The organism is Streptomonospora arabica, from assembly GCF_039531585.1.
GTDB lineage: Bacteria > Actinomycetota > Actinomycetes > Streptosporangiales > Streptosporangiaceae > Streptomonospora > Streptomonospora halophila.
Genome location: NZ_BAAAQI010000002.1, coordinates 285,332 through 306,403, shown reverse-complemented (window position 1 = coordinate 306,403; position 21,072 = coordinate 285,332). Strand labels below are relative to the sequence as shown.

The following is a 21,072-nucleotide window of genomic DNA, read 5'->3' as shown; positions in this document are numbered from 1 at the left end:
GGTGCGGTGGGCCGACCGGGCGCCGCCGCGCCGCCGCGCGTCACGCCCCGCGAGCCCGAGGACGGACCGAGTGACCGACGGATGCCCGTACGCCGAGCCGTACAAGCCTGAATTCCACCGGGATCCGGACCGCGTCTACCGGCGCGTGCGCGACGCCTACGGCCCGGTCGTGCCCGCCATGCTCGAACCGGGGGTCCGCGGCTGGCTGGTCCTCGACTACGCCACGATCATCGCCTGGTGCCGCGACACCGCCACGTTCAGCCGCGACGCCCGGCGCTGGAGCGACTGGCGCTCGGGTCTGATCCCCGAGGACGCGGGCGTGCTGGGCATGATGGAGCACCGTCCCAACGTGCTCTTCGCCGACGGGGCCGAGCACAAGCGGCTGCGCCGCGCTGTCACCGACAGTCTCGGCGGGATCGACTCCGCCGAGACCACCGCCTACACCGCCCGCGTCGCCGAGTCGCTGGTCGACGGGTTCTGCCAGCTGGGCGAGGCCGACCTCATCGACGAGTACGCCCGCGTGCTGCCGCTGACGGTCATGAACCGCATCTTCGGGTTCGACGAGGACAGCGGCCGGCGGTTCATCACGGCTCTGGCCGCCATGATGGACGCCGCCGACTCCGAGCGCGCCGGCGCCGAGTTGGAGCGCGTGGTCTCCGGGGTCATCGCCCGCAAGCGCAAGGAGCCGGGCGACGACGTCACAACGCGGTTGCTGGACCACCGCGCCGGCCTGAGCGACGAGGAGGTACTGCAGCACCTGGTGCTGATCGTGGGGGCGGGCAACGAACCCACGGCCAACCTCATCGGCAACGCCATGCGGATGATCCTCACCGACTCCGCCTTCTGCGACGAGATCGTCAGCGGGCGCATGGACGTCGAGGACGCGATCGAGCACGTGCTCTGGCAGGACCCGCCGCTGATCGGCTATCCGGTGCTGTATCCCGTCTCCGACGTCTCGCTGCCCAACGGCGGCACGCTGCCCGAGGGCTCGCCCGTCCTCCTCGGCTACGCGGCGGCCAACCGGGCGATGGCCGGCGCCAACGCCCAGGAGGAGGCGGGGGCCACCGCCAACCGCGCCCACCTCTCGTTCGGCGTCGGTCCGCACCGCTGCCCCGCGCAGGACCTCGCGACCATGATCGCGACGACCGGCGTCCGGACGCTGCTGCGCCGGCTGCCCGGCGTGCGCCTGGCCGTGCCGGCCGCCGAGCTGGAGTGGCGCAGCTCCCCGTTCTCCCGGTCGCTCACCCGCCTCCCGGTCTCCTTCACGCCGCAGTCCCCCACGCAGGAGGAGGTGCCCTGGAAGACGTCCCCTGCGTCCCCGGAGGTCGGCTCCGGCGGCTCCGCGGCGCCGGAGCGGTTGAGGCTGTCCGACTTCTTGGCGATGCTCCGGCGCGACCGGTGAGCGCGGACCGGCGGCCCCGCCGCGAGGGCCGCTGACGGGCCGCCGGAGCCACGGACGGCTCCCTTCGCCTGCGCGCTGCGAAGGCGGCACGGCCCGTCCGTCACCGCCCGTCCGGCGCCAGCCCGGCGGCGACGATGTCGACGAGGAGGTCGAGCACCTCGGGGTAGCGTTCCGGCGAGGCGAGGCGCCCGGCGTGCATGGGCAGCAGCAGGACCGCCTGGAGGACGCCGACGATGACCGCCGGATCCGCCCCCACGAGCGCGCCTTCGCCGCGCTTCTCGTCGACGAAGGAGAACAGGGCGGTGACCGGGTTCCCGGGAACGCCCGTCACCGACTCCGGGTCGTGGCGGCGGGCCACCGCCTCCATCTCCTCGGGGTGGGTCATCAGCCGGCTGTAGAGCGGGTCGGTGGTGAGCACGGTGACGGTGGCGTGCAGGAACCGCCGAAGCCCTTCGCGGGTGTCGGGCGCCGACAGCAGCGCGTCGTCGACCGTGGCGCGCCTGACCTCGGTCATGCGGTCGGTCATCAGCTCCAGGTATAGCGCCTCCTTGGAGTCGAAGAACTGGTAGAAGCTGCTCTTCGCGATCTCGGCGGGCCCTACCAGGTCCTCCAGCGAGGTCTTGCGCAGCCCCCGGGTCGTGAACAGCCGCCGCCCCGACTCCAGCAGCACCCCTTTGATACGGGCCTTCTCCTCGGCGGAGAACGCGGGAGGCATCGCGGCCTCCTTCCCTGGTCGGTGTTCCGATCGCGTCCGTGCGCCCGGTGCGGTCATATGGTTTCAGACGCGCTCGGGCGGCCGGTCGGCCGCCGCGGACGCGTTCCCGCGCAGCAGCGAGAGGCGCAGTCCGCGTAACTTGGCGACCGCGACGATGACGGCGGTCATCACCAGTCCGCCCGCCCCCAGCGGCAGCACTGTGGCCAGGCCGTCCGCCCCGGAGTTGGCGACCGTCCAGGCGATCTTCACCGCCAGCCCGCCGTCGATGACGACCAGCCCCCAGCCCAGCGAGCGCTGCCAGAAGGCCGCGCACAGTGCGGCGATCAGCGCGGGAGCCAGCGGGAGGGTCAGCCAGGTGATCCATGTCGGGTCGGCGAACAGCTCCTTCTCCATCTCCAGGACGCCCTGCATCCGCGGGTCGATCTCGTCCGGCGGCGGAGCGGGGAACCAGAAGAAGCTGGACAGCATCGCGATGATGGTCGCCGTGAGCGCGTAGGGGCGGCGCGTCCAGCAGAAGTAGGCGATCGGTAGGAAGAACAAAGGGCGGATGTACCAGCTCAGCGGGTTGAGGTGGCGCGGCCAGGCCCAGGTGAGGAAGTCGGTCAGCAGGTCCATGTCAGGACTCCCTTCGCAGGTGTGAATCCATAAAAACATAGAGGATATTTGTTTTCAACGGGCTACGGCCGTGCCGGGTGGGGCAGGGTTTCCGGCGGCCGCGGGATCCGTCGCGGCGGTGCTGAGAGGGAGCCTGCGCGTGTCAGCGCAGAGGGGCCGAGTCGCGGGAGGGGCGGCCGGCGGCGTCCGCACGCAGGCCCGCAGCAGCAGGTGCGCCGGCTGCGCCCGTTGTGCGGAGGGCCCACCGGGCGACCTCCTCGGCGGTGCGCTCCGCCGGGACCCCGGTGGTGTCCAGCAGGTCGACGGGCGGGTCCATCTCGTGCGCGGTCTCCTCGACCCACCGGGCGTAGTCGAGCATCTCGGCGATGCGGGGCTCGTCCCACTGCCGCCAGGCCGGCCGCGCGCGCAGCCGCGCGGCGAGCACCCCGGGGTCGCACATCAGCGCCAGGTAGCGGATCTCCGAGAACAGTGCGCGCTCGGGCAGCGCCTCGAACTCCGGAGGCACGACGGTGCCGCACAGCACGACCGGGCGGCCGTTCTGCTGGATCATCGCGGCGGTGCGCAGCCACGTGGTGCGAAACAGCGGGTGCTCGGTGTCGGAGTCGCGCAGCCCGCCGGTCCACAGCAGGTCCTGCTCCAGCACCACGAACCGCTGCGAGAGGCTCTCCAGCAGCAGGCGCGCGACGGTGGACTTGCCGGTGCCGCTGGGGCCGGTCACGCACAGCAGCGGCAGCCGCCGGAAGGGCTCGCGGTGGCCGCAGCGGGCACAGCACAGCACCGCGCCCGTCGGGTCGTCGGCGTCGACGTGCGGTCGGTCGGTGAACTCTCCGCAGCGTGCGCAGATCAGCGGGTTCACGCGGCCGTCCCGCGCACGGGGCCGCGCCGGCGGGCGGGTGCGGTGGTGGCGCGCACGCTAGTCGAAGAGCCCTTCCAGAAAGCTCTTGCGGCGCTTGTTGCCGTAGGGGCGGGGGGAGTCGCCGTAACCGTAGGGGCGGGGGGAGTCGCGGTAGCCGCCGCCGTGGCCGCCGTGGCCGCCACCGTGGTAGGGCGCGGGGGAGTCGCGGTAGGGCCGCACCGGAGCGGGGCCGCCCACGGGGCCGGCGGGACCGGGAGCGTGGCTGTAGTGGCGCTGTTCGGCGGAGATGATCTGCTCAAGCTCGCCTCGGTCGAGGAAGATGCCCCGGCAGTTCGGGCACTGCTCGAGGTGGATCCCCATACGGTCGAACGTCTGCATCTGGCCTTGGCACTTAGGGCATATCACGGTTACACAATAGCCGCAGGCGCTGTGGCGCGGATAAAAACCGGAATCCCGTTTGCGACCGCGGCGGCCGCAACCGGCCGCCCGATTCGGGAACTCCGCGTCGTCCCAGTTCAAACGGCTGCACCGGGTGCTCCGTCCGTCCACGGCGGTCGGCGGGGTGGACCCGGCGCCTCGGCCGGGCGCACCGCGCGCCCGTGAAGGCCCGCGACTGCTCCTAAACTCGCCTTGACCGCGCCCCCTCCGCCGGGCACCGCAATCCCACTACGAGGAATCCCCATCGATGACGAACGAGAGCAGTGAGCCGGGGCGCCTGCTGTCCGGCCGCTACCGCCTGACCGAGTTGATCGGCGAGGGCGGGATGGGGCGCGTCTGGGAGGGCGTCGACGAGCTTCTGGACCGGCCGGTGGCCGTCAAGGAGCTGCTCATCCCCCCGCAGCTGCCCGCCGCCGAGGTCGAGGTGCTGCGTACCCGGATGCTGCGGGAGGCCCGCCACGCGGCCCAGCTCAGCCATCCCTCGATCATCACCGTCTTCGACGTGGTCGAGATCGACGAGCGGCCCTGGATCGTCATGGAGCTGGTGCGCGGGCCGTCGCTCGGCTCCCTCATCAAGAGCGGCGGTGCGTTCGAGCCGGAGCGGGCCGCGGGCATCGGCGCGCAGGTGGCGGCCGCGCTGTCGCTCGCCCACGAGCGCGGCATCGTGCACCGCGACATCAAACCCGCCAACGTGCTCATCGCCCGCGGCGACCGCGCGGTGCTGACCGACTTCGGCATCGCGCACCTGGAGGGCTCCAGCCACCTCACGAGCACCGGCCTGCTCGTGGGGTCGCCGAGCTACCTCGCGCCCGAGCAGGCGCACGGCAAGCCGGCCACGCCGGCCAGCGACATCTGGGCCCTGGGCGTGACCCTCTACCAGGCGGTCGAGGGCACCACGCCCTTCCATCGCGACACACCCATGGCCACGCTGACCGCCATCGTCACCGCGGAGGTACCGCAGCCGGCGTCGGCGGGAGTGCTGGAGCCGGTCATCGAACGCCTGCTGCAGAAGGAGCCCGGGGACCGGCCCTCGGTCGACGAGGCGGCCGCACTGCTCCAGGCCGCGGTCGAGGACGCCCGCCGGGACCGGGACTCGGCGGCTCCGGCCGGGCGCCGGGACGACGCGGCGCAGCACGCCCCCGCCGGGGCGGCCCTGCACGTCGCGCATTCCGCGCCGGCGTCGGGCACCTCCCGCATCGGCGAGAGCGCCGACGCGGCACCCGTGTCAGCGGACCCGCCCGGACCCGTTCCGGCAGCGGGGCCGGCACCGGAGCGCGGCGGCCGCCGCGGCGGTGCTGCGCTGGCGGTCGCGGGCGGACTGGCGGCGCTGGTGCTGGTCGCGGGGACGGTGGCCTGGATCGGCAGCCGCCAGGGCGCCCCCGGGGAGGAGGCCGGCGCCGCGGGCGGCACCGCCGGGCCGAGCGCGGACTCCTCGGAAGCGGGGCAGGACGGCACGGGGCAGGACGGCACTGCGGCGGCGCCGGACTCCGGCGGGCAGGCGACGGAGGCCGCGGGCGACGACGGCGAGGACGAGCCGGAGCTGCCCGAGATGACCGAGCACGAGGACCCCACCGGGTTCTCCGTCGAGGTCCCCGAGGACTGGCCGCTGGACAACCGCAACGGCAGCAGCGTCTTCTTCGACATCCCCGGCGAGCAGGGCTACCTGCAGATCGACCAGAGCGACGCCCCGGCGTCGAACGCCAAGGACGACTGGGTGGCCCAGGAGCCGCGCATGTCGGCGAACTTCGACGGCTACTCGCTGGTCGGGATCGAGGCCCTCGGCGAGCCCTACACCGACGACTACATCAGCGCGGCCGACTGGGAGTTCACCTTCACGGGGCAGCACGGCACCGCCATGCACGCCGTGGACCGGGCGTTCCACACCGAGGAGAAGGGCTACGCGCTTTTCCTGGTGTCGACCGAGGAGGACTTCGCGCGCAACAAGGCGATCCTGGACGAGGCGGCCGAGTCCTTCGAGCCGGCCGAGTAGCGGCGGAGCCGCCCGGCCCGACCGGCCGTACGAGCGCGCGGCCCGATCGGCCCGGCCGGATCGGCCGCTTCGGGGCGGGGCGCGCCCGCCGGGGCCGCCTTCCGTGGCAGGCTCGCGGTATGCGCTGGAACGCCCGACAGTGCCGGGAGCACTTCGCCCGCGCGCGCGTCGCACGCCTTGCCACGGCGGACGCCGACGGTCTGCCCCACCTGGTGCCGGTCACGTTCGCCCTGATCGCCGGTCAGGGGCAGGACGCCGACACCGTCGCCTTCGCGGTCGACCACAAGCCCAAGCGCACGACCGCCCTGCGGCGCCTCGCCAACATCGCCGCCAACCCGCGGGTGTGCCTGCTGGCCGACGCGTACTCCGACGACTGGTCCCGGCTGTGGTGGGTGCGCGCCGACGGCCTCGCCCGCATCGTGGACCCGGGGACCGACTCCCAGAACGCGCCCCCCGAGCACCGCACCGCGGTCCGCCGCCTCCAGGAGCGCTACGCCCAGTACCGCGACGCCCCGCCCTCCGGTCCGGTCGTCCTCGTCGAGGTCACCCGCTGGTCGGGCTGGTCCTCCGACCAGCCCGACTGACCCGAGCGCAGCAACCGGCGGACGGACCGCGGGCGGACCGCGGACGGGGCAAGCGTCGCTCCGCCGGAGCCGTGCGGTGCCGCGGGCCGCGGCCTACTTCAGCAGCTGGCGGGCCATTACCAGGCGCTGGATCTGGTTGGTGCCCTCGTAGATCTGGGTGATCTTGGCGTCGCGCATCATGCGCTCCAGCGGGAAGTCCTTGACGTAGCCGGCGCCGCCGAGGAGCTGGACGGCGTCGGTGGTGATCTCCATGGCGGCGTCGGAGGCGTAGCACTTGGCCGCGGCGCCGAAGAACGGAAGGTCGGCGTCGCCGCGCTCGGACTTCGCGGCGGCGACGTAGACCATCTGCCGGGCGGTCTCCAGCTTCATCGCCATGTCGGCGAGCATGAACTGGATGCCCTGGAAGTCGGCGATCGCGGAGCCGAACTGCTTGCGCTCCTTGGCGTAGGCCACCGCGTGGTCCAGCGCACCCTGGGCGATGCCCACCGCCTGGGCACCGATCGTGACCCGGGTGTGGTCCAGCGTGCGCAGCGCGAGCTTGAGGCCCTCGCCGACGCCGCCGACCAGGCGGTCGCCGGGGATGCGCACGTCGTCGAAGTACAGCTCGCGGGTGGGCGAGCCCTTGATCCCCAGCTTGCGCTCGGGCTCGCCGAGGGTGAAGCCGGGGTCGTCGGCGTGCAGCACGAACGCGCTGACGTTGCCGCCGCGCTTGCCGTCGGGGTCGGTGACGGCCATGACCGTGTAGTACCGGCTCACCCCGGCGTTGGTGATCCAGGACTTCTGCCCGTTCAGGATCCAGTCGTCGCCGTCGGCCTCGGCGCGGGTGCGCATGGCGGCGGTGTCGGAGCCGGCCTCGCGCTCGGACAGGCCGTAGGAGAACATCGCCTCGCCGCCGGCCACGGGTGCCAGGTAGCGCTGCTTGACCTCCTCGGAGGCGCCCAGGATCAGCGGCATCGTGCCCAGCTTGTTCACCGCCGGGATGAGCGAGGAGGACGCGCAGGCGCGGGCGACCTCCTCGATGATGATGCAGGTCGCGACGGCGTCGGCGCCCACACCGCCGTACTCCTCGGGGATGTGCGCGGCGTGGAAGTCGGTGTCCACGAGCGCGTCGTGGGCCGCCTTGGGGAACTCGGACCGTTCGTCGACCTCGGCCGCGTGCGGCGCGATCTTGTCGTCGGAGACGGCGCGTACCGCCTCGCGCAGCTGCTCGTGCTCTTCGGTGATGCTGAACAGGTCGAAGTCGCCCATGACGCTTCCCGCCTTCCTCGGTCCCGGCTGGCCGTGTCGCCATCTGGCACTGCGTGTCCATACATGGCATCTAGTGTCATCATACGGATCGGGTGCGCCGAACGGAACGACGGCCGATACTCGTGGGAGGAGCACGGGGAACACGCAGCGGATCGACGGGGAATGGGGCCGAGGTGGCTGAGCGCGCGGAGGGCGATCGGGGCAGGCCGGGCGGCGCGGCCCGGACCGCGGTGGTCGAGGTGGCGGTGCGGCTGTTCAGCGAGGCCGGCTACGAGGCCACGACCATGGACGACATCGCCGCCGCCGCCGGGATGAGCAGGCGCAGCCTCTTTCGCCGGTTCGGGTCCAAGGAGGACATCCTCTTCGCCGAGCACGACGACCTGTTCGAGACCGTCGAGCGCTTCCTGGAGGCCGCGCCCGACGACGACCCCGTGGCCACGGTGCGCTCCGCCGCGCGCATGGTCTTCCAGGAGTACGTGCGCTCGCCCGAGATCACCGTGCCCCGCTTCCGCCTGGTGCGCGCCGTGCCCCGGCTGCGCGACCGCGAGATCGCCATGACCGCCCGCTACCAGGCGGCGTTCAGCCGCTTCCTGGGCCGCGGCGAGACGGCGGGGCGGCGGGCCCTGACCGGCGAGGCGCTGGCCGCGTCGGTGATCGCCGCGCACAACCACGTGCTGCGGTCGTGGCTGCACGCCCCGCAGGAGCCGGTGCCCTGGCGCCGGTTCGACGAGGCCATGGCGTTCGTGACCGGATCACTGGGCGCCCTGCTGCGCGAGCCTCCCGTTCCAGAGGGTGACGCGGGCGGCGCCGGCGGCCGGGACGCCGCGGCGCAGGAGTCGGTCCTGGTGGCCGTCTACCCCGCGGCCGCCTCCGGCGCGGACGTGCTCTCCCGCATCCGCTCCGCGCTGGGGCCGGAAGGCGGCTGAGCGGTCGGCGGGCCGTCCGCCTCGGCACGGTCCGGGCCGCGGCGGGGACTCCGGGCAGCTCTTCCCCGGCACCCCGCGCCCGGTCGGCTCGCGGTCCGTCGCCGAGGGCGGGGGCGCCGCCGTCCGCTGAGGGCGGGGGCCTCAGGCCCCTTCCCGCGGCCCGGTCCCGCCCGGCGCGCGCGGACCGCCCTCGGCGGTGGACGGATCGGGGGCCACGGCGCGCAGGAACCCGTCGGCGAACATCGCGCAGGCGTCGTCGACCGAGGGCAGCGCCGGGCCGAGGGCGCGGTCCAGCGCCGGGCGCACCATCATGTGCACCGCGGGCGGCCCGATGAGCAGTTGGATGATGACGGGCATGGGCAGCGGGCGCAGCCGTCCGGCCTCGATCTCGGCGGCGAACAGGCTGGTCATCCCGTGCAGCAGGCGGGGGACCGCCGCCTCCAGCAGGCGCGAGCCCGGGCCGTCGGGGCGGCCGAGGAGGTCCGCGACGATGGCGGGCAGCACCCGCGGCTCCTTCGAGAAAGCGGTGACGATCGCCCGGAAGAGGCTGTGGACGACGTCCTCGAAGCGCTCCGGGGGGTCCTCGGCGACCGCCTCGATGCCGATCACCGGCCCGTAGCGCTCGAAGACGGCCGACAGGAGGCCGTCCCGCCCGTGGAAGACCGTGTGCAGGCTGGGCACCGAGCATTGCGCGGCGGCCGCGACGGCGTCCAGGGTGACCCCGCCCAGCCCGCGGTCGCCGATGATCTCCGCCGCCGCGGCGACCGCGCGCTCGCGCACGGGCGGGCGGCCCCCGGGGTCGACGCCGGAGGCCAGGACGGCGGCGTCCAGCGCGGCGCGCGTTCCGCCGAGCCGGCGTAGCAGAGTGCTGCGCGAGATGTTGGCCTTCGCGGCGATGGCTGTCAGCGGGACCTCGGCGACGTCTCGACCCCGCTCCCGCGCCGCCGCCACGGCCGCGTCGACGAGGCCGGGCGGGACCCGCCGCGCGTCTTCGTTGCTCTGCTCCATCATGAAACTCGATACTACTATACATATCGAGCAGTTTCAGATACCCAGGCATCAGCGTCCCCGGCCGCCCCGGCCCGGGCGCCGGTGCCGCGGTCGCGCGGCATCCCGCAAGGCATCCGACCGCAGTGCACAGGACTGCGGAAGACGGGAAGGAGGAACGATGCGGAGTCGGACGTCGGCAGCAGTCGGCAGTGCCGTGTTCTTCGTCGTGGCGCCGGGCACGATGGTCGGCCTCATTCCGTGGCTGATCAGCGGCTGGGAGCTTCGCCAGCCGCTTCCGTACTGGATCGCGGCCCAGGTTCTCGGCGCCGTACTGATCTGCGCGGGCCTGTACGCGTGTGTGCACGCGTTTGCCCGCTTCGCCGCGGCCCGCGGCACGCCGGCGCCGGTCGCCCCCACCGAGCACCTGGTCGTGGACGGTCTCCACCGCTACGTGCGCAATCCCATGTACGTGGCGCTGACCGCGGTCAACATCGGTGAGGCGCTGCTGTTCGGCTCGTGGGGCGTGGCCCTGTGGGCGCTGGTGTTCTGGGCGGTCACCGCGGTGTTCGTGCGGCTCTACGAGGAGCCGACGATGGCCCGCTCCTTCGGGGCCGAGTACGCCGAGTACCGCCGCAACGTGCCCGCGTGGCTGCCGCGGCTGCGTCCGTGGCAGGCGCCGCGCACCGGCGCCGCCGGCTGAGCCCGCGCGGGAGCGGGAGGCGGGCCTCCGCCCCGGGGTGCCCGCGCGGCGCGATGTCCCGTGGGGCGGGGGCTCCCCGTGTTTCACGGGGGGCGAAGGACTGTTCGGATGTCAAACAGGTACACTTTCGGAGAGCGCGAAAAACGACGGTTCTTTAGCACATGGGAAACTGTTTGCCAGCTTTATGGTGTGTCCCATGTCACCGGTTCGCCAATGCGCGACAATTGTACTGTTTTGCTTCACTGGAGTTTAATAAGAACTGAACGCAAGACACGGTCGAGCCGGGACGGCGGCTTTCCCTGATCCCCCGCATCCCCGCCTGGAAAGGTTGCTCAGGCATGAGCGAAGACGGCAAAGAGCGCGCGGTAGAGCTGCGGTACGAAGGTGGGGCGCACACCCTGCCGCTGCTGACCGGCACCGAGGGTGAACAGGCCTTCGAGGCCAAGACCCTGCTGAGCCGGGCCGGCATGGTCACCCTCGACCCCGGGTTCGCCAACACCGCCGCGTGCCAGTCGAAGATCACCTATATCGACGGCGAAGCGGGCATCCTCCGCTATCGCGGCTATCCCATCCAGGAACTCGCGGCCGGAAGCTCCTTCCTGGAGGTCGCCTACCTCCTCATCCACGGCGAACTCCCCGGGCCGGGCGAGCTCAAGGAGTTCACCGAGCAGCTGCGCGCCAACGCCGCCCTGCCCGTCGAGATGCGGGCCATGATCGACGCTCTGCCGCGCGACGGCCATCCCATGATCCTGCTGGGCGCCGCGGTCAACACCATGGCGGCCTTCTACGCCGACACGACCGATCCCGACGACTCCGACCAGGTCGACCGCGCGACGATGCTGCTGCTGGCGCAGCTGCCCACCGTCGCCGCGCGCATCTACCGCAACTCCGCGGGCGAGCAGCCGCTGGAGCCCGACCACAGCCTCGGCTACGTCGAGGACTTCGTGCGGATGACCTTCGGTGGCGACAGCGGCAGCCGCGAGCTCGACGAGCTCTACGCCAAGGCGATGGACCTGCTGCTCATCCTGCACGCCGACCACGAGCAGAACTGCTCCACCGCCACCGTGCGCGTCGTCGGCTCCTCCCAGGCCAGCCTCTACGGCAGCGTCTCCGCCGGCATCAACGCCCTGTTCGGCCCCCTGCACGGCGGCGCCAACCAGGCCGTGCTGGAGATGCTGGAGGAGATCCGCGGCCTCGGCGGCGACGTCGACTCGTTCCTGGCCAAGGTCAAGGACAAGGAGAGCGGCACGCGGCTGATGGGCTTCGGGCACCGGGTCTACAAGAACTTCGACCCGCGCAGCAAGGAGATCAAAGAGCTGGCCGCCCAGATCCTGCACCGCCAGGAGCAGCCCGACGAGCTGTTCGAGCTCGCGCTGCGCCTGGAGGGCCGCGCGCTGGCCGACTCCTACTTCACCGATCGCAAGCTCTACCCCAACGTCGACTTCTACAGCGGCGTCATCTACCGCGCCATGGGCTTCCCGACCAGCATGTTCACCGTGCTGTTCGCCCTCGGCCGGCTGCCCGGCTGGATCGCGCACTGGCGCGAGCAGCGCCTCGACCCCGCCGCCCGCATCGCCCGGCCGCGCCAGCTCTACGTCGGCCCGGCGCAGCGCTCCTACAACGGCTGAGGCGCGGCGCACCCGTACCCGGCCGCGCGGCGGAGCCGCCCCGCCCGCGCGACCGGGTGCCTGCATGCGCACACCGCGCGCCGCACCACTGACGGGTATCGGCTTGCCCCGCCGCCGGTAATAATTGCGCCTCCGCGACCATCACCGCGCCCGCCCCCGGGCAGTGCGCCACTGTGGTCGATCGATCGGGGGAGACATGCTCGACTACCTGGTAGAGCACTGGTGGGTCCTCACCGTCCGGGGCGCCGCGGCGATCGTCTTCGGGCTCGTCGCGGTCCTGTGGCCCGGGATCACGGCGATCGCGCTGGCGACGGTCTTCGGCGTCTACGCCCTCGTCGACGGCGTCTTCGCGGGCTGGGCGGCCCTGCGCGCCGAGGAGGGCGACCGCCCGCCGCTGGTCTGGGAGGCGATCCTGGGCGTGGTCGTCGGTCTGATCATCCTCGCCTGGCCGCTGGCCACCGTGCTCGTCCTGGCGATCCTGCTGGGCCTGTGGGCGATCATCACCGGCGTGTTCGAGATCCTCACCGCCTACCGGCTGCGCCGGGAGATCCACGGCGAGTGGCTCTACATCTTCAGCGGCGCGCTCTCCGTCGCGTTCGGCCTGGTGATCTGGATCGTGCCCTTCGGCGGGGCGGTCGCGATGTCCTTCGCCATCGGCGCCTACGCCATCGTCTTCGGCGCGGCGCTCATCGGTCTGAGCCTGCGCATGCGCGGCCTGGGCCAGGGCTCCGGCGGCACACTGCACAGGGGCCCCGCACAGGAGGGGCCGCAGACCGGCGGTACGGCCTGAACCGGGCGCGCCCTACGCCCGCGGTCGCAGCCGCGGTTGCCTCCTGAGGGGGATGCGTGGCACGCCCGCGTACTCCACTCTGGCTGTACGGCCCCGCTGAGAAGGCGGCCGTCGTCCGATGGAGGGTGGGCCTGTGATGCCGGAACGCGTCGGGCGCCCGCGGCGCGGGCGAGGAGCACTCCGGTGATCCGGCGGGCGCGGGCCCTGCTGCGCGTCCTCCGGTCGGCCGGTCCCCCCGTCGGCACCGGGGCCGGGCCGCCTGCCGGCGCCGCCGCTGCTGCGGGCGGCGACGAGGCGGCGGCCTCCCGCAGCGGGAACCTGCTGATCGGTCCGCTGCGGATCCCCGAGGCGGCCGTCGACCTGCTGCTCGCCGCCGGTGTAGCCGTGCTGCAGCTTGCCGTGGCCTTCGGGCAGAACGGCGTCGAACCGGGCCTGGCGATCCTGCTCGCGGGCACCGCGGCGATGGCCCTGCTGACGCGGTTCCCGCACACCGCGGCGGTCGGGATGGGCCTGAGCGTCCTCGGCTACTACATGACCGTCACCGCCGACATCTGGGTCGCCTGGGCGGGGCTCGTGGTCGCGGTGGTGCGGTTGGGCGCGGTCGGCGCGCGCAGCGCCGCCCTGGCCGCGGTCGGCGCCGTACTGGCGGTCTCGGGCGTCGTGGAGGTGCTCGACTTCCAGGCATCGCGCGCGCTGTCGGTGCTCTCCTGGGCCCTGGTCGTGCTGCTGGTCGGCGAGATCGCCCGCAGCCAGCGCGCCTACATGCGCGAAGCCCAGCACCGCGCCGCCGAGGCCGAGCGCACCCGCGAGGAGGAGGCCCGCCGCCGCGCCGTCGAGGAGCGGCTGCGCATCGCCCGCGAGGTGCACGACGTGATCGCCCACAGCATCTCCCTGATCAACGTGCAGGCCGGTGCGGCCGCGCACCGCAGGGACGACCCCGGCGTCGCCTACGCGGCCCTCGACCGCATCAAGGAGGCCAGCCGCGACACCCTGCGCGAGCTGCGCTCGACGCTGGGCGTGCTGCGCCAGGTCGACGAGGACGGCGCGCCGACGGCGCCGGTGCCGTCCTTGGCGCGCGTGGACGACCTCGCCGAGCAGACGGCGGCCGCCGGCCTCCCGGTGCGCCTGGAGGTCACGGGCAGGCTCGCGCAGCTGCCCGCGGCGGTGGACCTGGCCGCCTACCGCATCGTGCAGGAGTCCCTCACCAACGCGCTGCGGCACTCCGGCGCCGCAGGCGCCGAGGTGTGCGTCCACTACGGCGGCGGCGAGCTGCGGGTCGTGGTGGCCGACGACGGCGGCGGCACGGCCCCGGGAACGGACCCGCAGGGCAACGGGCTGCGCGGGATGCGCGAGCGCGCCGCCGCGGTCGGCGGCGCGTGCAGCGCGGGCCCGCGCGACGACGGGCCCGGCTTCGCCGTCCGCGCCGCATTCCCGCTGCACGCGCCGGACGGTAGCGCTGCCACGCCCCCCGGCGGGGGTGCCGCCCGGCCTCTCCGCCCCGATTCCGGCTGAGGCCCCCGCGCGGCCTCCCCGGCGGCCCCGCGGCCTGGTAGGAAAGGGACAGCGGCCGGTCAGGGCCGCAACGACAGGGAGGCGGGGCACGCATGACGACGGTGGTGCTCGCCGACGACCAGACACTCGTGCGCGCCGGTTTCCGCTCCATGCTCGAAGGCGAGGACGACATCGCGGTCGTTGCCGAGGCCGGTGACGGCGAGGAGGCGGTGCGCGCCGCCCGCGAACACCGGCCCGACGTCGTGCTGATGGACATCCGCATGCCGGTTCTGGACGGGTTGGAGGCCACGCGCCGCATCGCCGCCGACGACGCGCTGCGCGGCGTGAAGGTCGTCATCCTGACCACGTTCGACCTCGACGAGTACGTCTACGGCGCCCTCAAGGCCGGCGCCGGCGGGTTCCTGGTCAAGGACACCGAGCCCGCCGAGCTGATCCACGGTGTGCGCGTCGTCGCCCGTGGGGACGCGCTGCTGGCGCCCTCGGTCACCCGCCGCCTCATCGGCGAGTTCGCCGGGCGCATCAAGGAGCCGCCGCCGGCGCCGCGGCTGAACTCGCTCACCGACCGCGAGCGCGAGGTGATGGCCGCGGTCGCCGAGGGCCTGTCCAACGAGGAGCTGGCCCGCCGGCTCACACTCAGCCCCGCGACCGCCAAGACCCACGTCAGCAGGGTGCTGACCAAGCTGGGCGCGCGCGACCGGGCCCAGCTCGTCGTCATCGCCTATGAGACCGGCATGGTGCGCCCCGGCTGGCTCGCCTGAGCGACCGCTGGGCAACCGGGTGACTGCACAGCCGGGTCGGCAGAACGGTCGCTCCATCGAGCACTCCGACCGGATGGCCGTGTGGCCGTCACGAGGGGTTCGATCACCGCGCAGGCGGCGTCGGCGTCCCCGCCGGGTCCGGTTTCGCACACACCAGGCGGTTCCGGCGGGGACGTTCTGCGCCGCTCGGCGAAACGCGGGCGGTGGCCTGTTCGCGATCGAGGTACTACCTTACGTACGCGGCCCGCTACCCGGCAGTCGCTAAAGACACGGTCGGCGGGGGCGGCGGGGCGGTCCCGCCGCCGTCGCTCCACCCGCTGCACGGCGGTACCGCCGAAGAACACCGGGATGGCCGCCGGGTCACCCAGGCGTTACCGGCCGGATACGGTCGCCGGTGCCGCGTCCGCTTGTGGAGCTCCGGCAACGGGGTAAGACTCGGAGGCAACGTGCCTCATGCTGCGCGAGCGCCGGCGCACAGCGTGCCGGCCGACCGCGTCGGCGCGGGGCGCCGCTGGGCCCGCAGAGGAACGGGAGCGTGCCGATGAACGAGTGCGCCGAACCCGACTGCACCGGTGTGGTCGACGACGGCTACTGCGACGAGTGCGGCATGGCGCCGGTCGCCCGCTCGGCGGTCGTCCCCGCTCCGCGGGCGGCCGGCACCGCCGCCGCGGCACCGCCCACCGCGCCGGCGCCGTCGCGGCCCTCCGCGCCGCAGGAGGTCGGCGGAGACGCCGAACGGGCGGCCCGGGACGGCCGGAGCCCCCGCAGCGGCGGCCGGGCCGCCGCGCCGCCGCCGTCGTCGGGGCGCTCGCCGAGCCTGCGCGAGGCCCGCCTGTCCGACTCCTCGGGCATCCCGGGCCAGCGGGCGCACTCGGGCGACGGCCCGGCCGTCGGCGCCTCGAGCCGTCCGGGCGCGCCCTCGTCGCGCGGCCTGCTGGGCCTGGGCATGGTCGAGGTGCCGCCCGTGCCCTACCGCGATCCCGCCGGCGCCGTGCTGAGCAACCCGGTGGTCGCCGAGCGGAGCCGGGTGTGCGGCCACTGCGGCGCGAGCGTGGGCCGCGCCCGCGGGAGCCGCCCCGGCCGCACGGAGGGCTACTGCCACTCCTGCCGCACCGAGTTCTCCTTCACGCCCAAGCTCGCGCCGGGCGACGTCGTCGCCGGGCAGTACGAGGTGCTGGGCTGCCTGGCCCACGGCGGGCTCGGCTGGATCTACCTCGCCCGCGACCACAACGTCGACGACCGGTGGGTGGTGCTCAAGGGCCTGCTCAACGTCGGCGACGCCGAGGCGCACAAGACCGCGGCCGCCGAGCGCGGGGTGCTCGCCGAGGTCGAGCACCCCAACGTGGTCAAGATCTACAACTTCGTGCAGCACCCCGACCCGCGCACCGGGGTGCCCGCGGGCCACATCGTCATGGAGTACGTCGGCGGGCAGTCGTTGTGGGACCTGCGGATGGAGCACCTGCACCGCAACCCCGGCGCCGACGGCCTGCCGGTGGACCGGGTGATCGCCTACGGGCTCGAAGCGCTGCGCGCCCTCGGCCACCTGCACAGCAAGGGGCTGCTGTACTGCGACTTCAAGCCCGACAACGTCATCCAGAGCGAGGAGCAGATCAAGATCATCGACCTGGGCGCGGTGCGGCGCATCGACGACCTGGTCACGCCCGTCTACACCACGGTCGGCTACCGCGTGCCCGAGCGGGAGCTGCGCGAGATCGGCCCCTCGATCGGCTCCGACCTGTACTCGGTGGCGCGCTGCCTGGCCGTGCTCAGCTTCCGGTTCGACTACGGGGGCGCCTACCGGGACGACCTGCCCGACGCCGCGTCCGTGCCGGTGCTGCGGCGCTACCCCTCCTACGACCGGCTGCTGCGCCGCGCCCTGCAGCCCGAGCCCCAACTGCGCTTCTCCGCGGCCGCCGAGATGGCCGAGCAGCTCACCGGCGTGCTGCGCGAGGTGCTCTCGGACATGCACGGCCGCCCGCACCCGGCCCCGTCGAACCTGTTCGGTGCGGAGCACCCGCTGTTCACCTCGGGCAACCTGGTGCGGGTCATCGACGAGACCGACCGGCTGCTCGGCCCGCCCGACCCGGGAAGCGTCGCGGCCGCGCTGCCGCTGCCGCTCGTCGACCCCGCCGACGAGGCCGCCGCGGAGCTGTCCGGGCTCGCGGCGCTGCCCGACGAGGACCTGGCCGCCGCCCTGGAGGGCGACGCCGGTCCCACCCCCGAGACCCGGCTGCTGCTGGCGCGCGCCCTGATCGGGGTGGGCCGCCGCGACGAGGCCGCCCGCCAGCTGCAGGAGTTCGGCGCCTGCGCGCCCGGCGACTGGCGGCCGTTCTGGTACTGGGCCGTCATGGCTTTGGGCGCGCACGAGTGCTGCGACGCCCGCGACCGCTTCGAGGAGCTGTTCGACCACCTGCCCGGCGAGGCCGCGCCCAAGCTCGGCCTGGCCGGCGCCTGCGAGCTCACCGGCGGGCTCGACGAGGCCGAGCAGCTCTACCGCACGGTGTGGCTGACCGACCGCTCCTTCGTCAGCGCCGGGTTCGGCCTGGCCCGCATCCGCCTGGCCCGCGGCGACCCCGCCGGGGCGGCGCAGGTGCTGGACATGGTGCCGGAGCTGTCCAGCGTCTACATCGCCGCGCAGATGGCGGCCGTGAGCGCACTGGTGACCGACCGCGAGCCCGCCTCGCTGTCGGAGGCGGTCTTCCTGGACGCCGTGGCGCGGCTGGGCCGCCTCGGCCTGCGCGGCGAGGCCCGCGACCGGCTCAACGCGCGGGTGCTGCGCACCGCGCTCGACTGGGTGGCGGCCGGATACGGCCCCGAGTCGCCGCGCGCGCGGCTGCTGGGCGCACCGCTGACCGAGGAGGGGCTGCGCGCGAACCTGGAGCGCAGCTATCGCGAGCGGGCACGCATCACCACCGACGCGGTGCGCCGGCGCGTCCTCGTCGACCGCGCCAACGCCGTCCGGCCGCGGACGCTGCTGTGACCGCCCGCCGCGCATTCGCGTTAGCCCCACCGCCCGGTGCGGGTATGTGCCCTGAGGGGGAGACGCGCTCCGAAGGGGCGCGGTCCGGGGGTGTACCGCCGCGCGGCGGCCGCGGCCGGACGAAGCCGACGGCCGGGGCCCCACGCCGCGCGCCTTCGGCGGCCGCGCCCGCGCGGCAGAGGGGAGGCGATGCGCAGCGTGCTGACCTGCCCGGTGTGCGGTGACCAGGTGTCCGCGGAGGACCGCTTCTGCGAGCACTGCGGCAATCCTCTGCCCGGCTCCGGGAACGGACGCGACGGCGCCTCCGGCGTTCGGGCGGCCGTGCACGCCGCGGCCGCCGCCCCTCCCGCACCGGCCGCCGAGGACTCCGCCCCCTGCGCGCGCTGCGGCGCGCGGCTGGACGCGGGCGCCTGCACGCGGTGCGGGCTGCGCCGGCGCCCCGGCGACCACAGCGAGCTCCAACTCGGCCCGGGCACCGCCGCCGGCGTGAGCGACCGGGGACTGCGCCACGAACGCAACGAGGACGCCATGGCCCTGCGTACCGCCGTGCTGCCCGGCGCCGGCGGCGGGCCCGGCCGCTCGGCGACCGCCGCGGTCGTCTGCGACGGGGTGTCCTCCTCGCAGCGCCCTGAGACCGCCGCCCGCGCGGCCGCGGCGGCCGGGTCGGCCGCGCTCGGCGAGTCGCTGGAGAGCGGGGTCGGCACCGCCGAGTCGCTCGGGGCGGCGCTGCACCGGGCGGGCCGCGCCGTCTCCGCGCTCGCCGACTCCGCGGTCCAGGCGCCCGCCTGCACCTTCGCCGCTGCGGCGGTGCCCCGAGGCGGTCCGCTGGGCGTCGCCTGGGTCGGCGACAGCCGCGCCTACTGGCTCGGCGGCGGACCCCCGGCCGCTCCCTCGGTGCAGCTCACCCGGGACGACTCCTGGAGCGAGGCCATGGTCGCGATGTCCGTGCTCACCCCTGAGCAGGCGGCGGACGCGCCGCAGGCCCACGCGCTGATCGCGTGGCTGGGCGCCGACTACGGCGGCGCCGCCGGACGGGTCGCCGCCTTCGACCCCGGCGGCGCGGGCAGCCTGCTGCTGTGCAGCGACGGCCTGTGGAACTACCTGCCCGATCCCGAGGACCTGGCCGCGCTCGTCCGAGGCGCCGGTCCCGAGCCGCTCGCGGCCGCGCGCGCCTGCGTGCGCCTGGCGCTGGAGCGGGGCGGGCACGACAACGTCACGGCCGTGGTGATCGACGTGCCCGGCCCGGCCGCCGCGGAGGGGGACGCCTGATGCCGTCGTCGAGCCGCCGCGCGCGAAGCGGTCGCGTGCCGGCCGGGGCCGCGCCCGGCCGGCTCGGCGCCCCGGCGGAGTGCCGCGGCGGGACCGGATACGGCGCCAGACCGTCCGGCGCCGACCGAACGGCGCGGTCGGCGGGGCGGCTCGCTCCCACGCACGCTCGGTGCGGCGGTTCTCCGCGGCACCCGGCCGGTGGCGGAGACGGGCGAGGCGCGCCGGACCGGGCGAGTGCGCACCGGTGCTTGCGGCGCGGCGCCGATTCCGGTTCCCGGCGGGCTCCGCACACGCCGCGCGGAACACGGGCCCCGGGGCGCGCCCGGGAAGGCGGGGCGCCGTGACCGGGCGGGCCGCGACCGCGGCGCCGGTGTTCTCCGTACGCGCGGACCGCGACGGGTGGCTGCGGCTGCCGCCCGGATGCGCCGACGTGCACGCTGTCGTGCACATCACCTGCCGCGCGCCCGCACCGGACGCCGTCCGCGCACCCGCCGCCGAGGTCGTCGTGGTCGACACATCCGACTCGATGCGCGGCGCGAAGCTGGCCGCCGCCAAGCGGGCCGTGTGCGCCGCCGTGGACGAACTGCGCGAGGGGGCCGCCTTCGCCGTCGTGGCCGGCTCCGCCACCGCGCGCACCGTCTACCCCGGCCCCGGCCGCCTCGCCGCGGCCTCCGCCCGCACCCGGGCCGAGGCGCACGCCGCCGTGGGCGCGCTCACCGCCGGCGGTGACGCCCGCATCGGGACCTGGCTGCGCACGGCCGGAGACCTGTTCGCGCCGCTGGCCGCCGGCACGCTCAAGCACGCGGTGCTGCTCACCGGAGGGCGCGACGGCGCCGATCCGGCCGCGTTCGAACCGGCGCTGCGGGCGCAGGAGGGCCGGTTCGCCTGCGACTGCCGGTGCGTGGGCACCGGCCCGGACTCCGCCGCGCCGCACCGCGTGGCCGACGCCATGCTCGGCACCTTCGGCGTGGTCGACCCCGAGCGGTTGGCCGACGACGTCCGCGCGGCGGTCCGCGCCGCCGCCGGCAAGGCCGTCGCCGACGTCGCGCTACGGCTGTGGACACCCCGCGGTGCCGACGCGGCCGCCCTGGTCCAGGTCTCGCCCGGCGTCTGCGACCTCACGGCACGCCGGGCGCCCGCCGGCGCGCTGACCGGCGACTATCCCACCGGGTCCTGGGGCGCCGAGAGCCGCGCCTTCCACCTGCACGTCCGGGTGCCGCCCGCGCAGGCGGGGCGGCGGATGCGCGCCGCCCGCGTGGGGCCCGTGCACGCCGGCTCCGATCCGGCGGACGGGCCCCGCGAAGACGTCGTCGTCGAGTGGGCGGACGGTCCCGGACCGTCCGCGCCCGCCGACGGTGCCGCCGCCCCCGGGACCGGAGCAAGCGAGCTGTCGCGCGCCGTGCAGGAGGGGTTGCGCGCGCGACGCGACGGAGACACCGATACGGCCACCGCCCGGTTGGGGCGTGCGGTGGCCCTGGCCCACGCCTCGGGCGACGAGGCCGCCGCCGCACTGCTGGACAGCGTGGTCGAGGCCGTCGACCCGGCCGCGGGAACCGTCCGGCTGCGCCCGGCGGTCGCCCGCGCCCACGAGGCGGAGCCCGAGACCCGCTCGACCACGACCATGCGCACACGCGCGGGCGACCGCGGACCGGGGGCCGTGTGAGAGCAAGA

At 74.6% G+C, this 21,072-nt stretch carries 18 protein-coding genes; 12 read left to right on the top strand and 6 right to left on the bottom strand.

The window, feature by feature from the left end; translation table 11 throughout:
- Positions 1-70 precede the first annotated feature (70 nt).
- A complete protein-coding gene (locus tag ABD284_RS04425; protein WP_344141077.1) occupies positions 71-1,402 on the top strand; it encodes a cytochrome P450 family protein in 1,332 nt (443 codons plus the stop codon).
- A 100-nt stretch (positions 1,403-1,502) separates the two neighbouring features.
- Here ABD284_RS04425 and ABD284_RS04420 read toward each other — a convergent pair whose 3' ends face one another.
- From ABD284_RS04420 to ABD284_RS04405, 4 genes are all read right to left on the bottom strand, one after another.
- Entirely contained in the window at positions 1,503-2,117 is a 615-nt protein-coding gene (locus ABD284_RS04420) for a TetR/AcrR family transcriptional regulator (RefSeq protein ID WP_344141076.1), read from the bottom strand.
- Between the two features lie 63 nt (positions 2,118-2,180).
- The gene (locus ABD284_RS04415) at positions 2,181-2,732 is read right to left on the bottom strand and encodes a hypothetical protein (RefSeq protein ID WP_344141075.1); all 552 of its coding nucleotides are present in this window, start codon (positions 2,730-2,732) and stop codon (positions 2,181-2,183) included.
- Positions 2,733-2,874: 142 nt separating this feature from the next.
- Positions 2,875-3,588 carry an AAA family ATPase gene (locus tag ABD284_RS04410; RefSeq protein ID WP_344141074.1) on the bottom strand — a complete coding sequence of 238 codons (714 nt, stop codon included), beginning with the start codon at positions 3,586-3,588 and terminating at the stop codon, positions 2,875-2,877.
- A gap of 57 nt (positions 3,589-3,645) precedes the next feature.
- Positions 3,646-3,993, bottom strand: coding sequence for a TFIIB-type zinc ribbon-containing protein (locus ABD284_RS04405; protein ID WP_344141073.1), 348 nt, complete (start codon positions 3,991-3,993; stop codon positions 3,646-3,648).
- Between the two features lie 280 nt (positions 3,994-4,273).
- Here ABD284_RS04405 and ABD284_RS04400 point away from each other — a divergent pair, with 280 nt between their 5' ends.
- Positions 4,274-6,016 carry a serine/threonine-protein kinase gene (locus ABD284_RS04400; RefSeq protein WP_344141072.1) on the top strand — a complete coding sequence of 581 codons (1,743 nt, stop codon included), beginning with the start codon at positions 4,274-4,276 and terminating at the stop codon, positions 6,014-6,016.
- Between the two features lie 119 nt (positions 6,017-6,135).
- Entirely contained in the window at positions 6,136-6,600 is a 465-nt protein-coding gene (locus ABD284_RS04395) for a TIGR03668 family PPOX class F420-dependent oxidoreductase (RefSeq protein WP_344141070.1), read from the top strand.
- 93 nt (positions 6,601-6,693) lie between these two features.
- Here ABD284_RS04395 and ABD284_RS04390 read toward each other — a convergent pair whose 3' ends face one another.
- Positions 6,694-7,848 carry an acyl-CoA dehydrogenase family protein gene (locus ABD284_RS04390; protein ID WP_344141068.1) on the bottom strand — a complete coding sequence of 385 codons (1,155 nt, stop codon included), beginning with the start codon at positions 7,846-7,848 and terminating at the stop codon, positions 6,694-6,696.
- A gap of 173 nt (positions 7,849-8,021) precedes the next feature.
- Here ABD284_RS04390 and ABD284_RS04385 point away from each other — a divergent pair, with 173 nt between their 5' ends.
- The gene (locus ABD284_RS04385) at positions 8,022-8,774 is read left to right on the top strand and encodes a TetR/AcrR family transcriptional regulator (protein WP_344141066.1); all 753 of its coding nucleotides are present in this window, start codon (positions 8,022-8,024) and stop codon (positions 8,772-8,774) included.
- 141 nt (positions 8,775-8,915) lie between these two features.
- Here ABD284_RS04385 and ABD284_RS04380 read toward each other — a convergent pair whose 3' ends face one another.
- Positions 8,916-9,785: a TetR/AcrR family transcriptional regulator gene (locus ABD284_RS04380; RefSeq protein ID WP_344141064.1), complete on the bottom strand. Its 870-nt coding sequence runs from the start codon at positions 9,783-9,785 to the stop codon at positions 8,916-8,918.
- Between the two features lie 157 nt (positions 9,786-9,942).
- Here ABD284_RS04380 and ABD284_RS04375 point away from each other — a divergent pair, with 157 nt between their 5' ends.
- The 8 genes from ABD284_RS04375 to ABD284_RS04340 all read left to right on the top strand — a co-directional run bounded on the left by ABD284_RS04375 (position 9,943) and on the right by ABD284_RS04340 (position 21,064).
- Positions 9,943-10,464: a methyltransferase family protein gene (locus ABD284_RS04375; RefSeq protein WP_344141063.1), complete on the top strand. Its 522-nt coding sequence runs from the start codon at positions 9,943-9,945 to the stop codon at positions 10,462-10,464.
- A gap of 338 nt (positions 10,465-10,802) precedes the next feature.
- Positions 10,803-12,092, top strand: coding sequence for a citrate synthase (locus ABD284_RS04370; RefSeq protein WP_344141061.1), 1,290 nt, complete (start codon positions 10,803-10,805; stop codon positions 12,090-12,092).
- Positions 12,093-12,288: 196 nt separating this feature from the next.
- Positions 12,289-12,882 (top strand): HdeD family acid-resistance protein, encoded by a 594-nt coding sequence (locus tag ABD284_RS04365; protein WP_344141060.1) that lies wholly within the window; start codon positions 12,289-12,291, stop codon positions 12,880-12,882.
- Positions 12,883-13,065: 183 nt separating this feature from the next.
- Positions 13,066-14,394: a sensor histidine kinase gene (locus ABD284_RS04360; protein ID WP_344141059.1), complete on the top strand. Its 1,329-nt coding sequence runs from the start codon at positions 13,066-13,068 to the stop codon at positions 14,392-14,394.
- A gap of 92 nt (positions 14,395-14,486) precedes the next feature.
- Positions 14,487-15,152, top strand: a complete 666-nt coding sequence (locus ABD284_RS04355; protein ID WP_344141057.1) for a response regulator transcription factor — start codon at positions 14,487-14,489, stop codon at positions 15,150-15,152.
- Positions 15,153-15,693: 541 nt separating this feature from the next.
- Complete coding sequence (locus ABD284_RS04350; protein ID WP_344141475.1) at positions 15,694-18,132, top strand: serine/threonine-protein kinase; 2,439 nt, start codon at positions 15,694-15,696, stop codon at positions 18,130-18,132.
- A gap of 189 nt (positions 18,133-18,321) precedes the next feature.
- Positions 18,322-19,401: a protein phosphatase 2C domain-containing protein gene (locus tag ABD284_RS04345; RefSeq protein WP_344141055.1), complete on the top strand. Its 1,080-nt coding sequence runs from the start codon at positions 18,322-18,324 to the stop codon at positions 19,399-19,401.
- Positions 19,402-19,741: 340 nt separating this feature from the next.
- Positions 19,742-21,064, top strand: coding sequence for a VWA domain-containing protein (locus tag ABD284_RS04340; protein ID WP_344141054.1), 1,323 nt, complete (start codon positions 19,742-19,744; stop codon positions 21,062-21,064).
- Positions 21,065-21,072 lie beyond the last annotated feature (8 nt).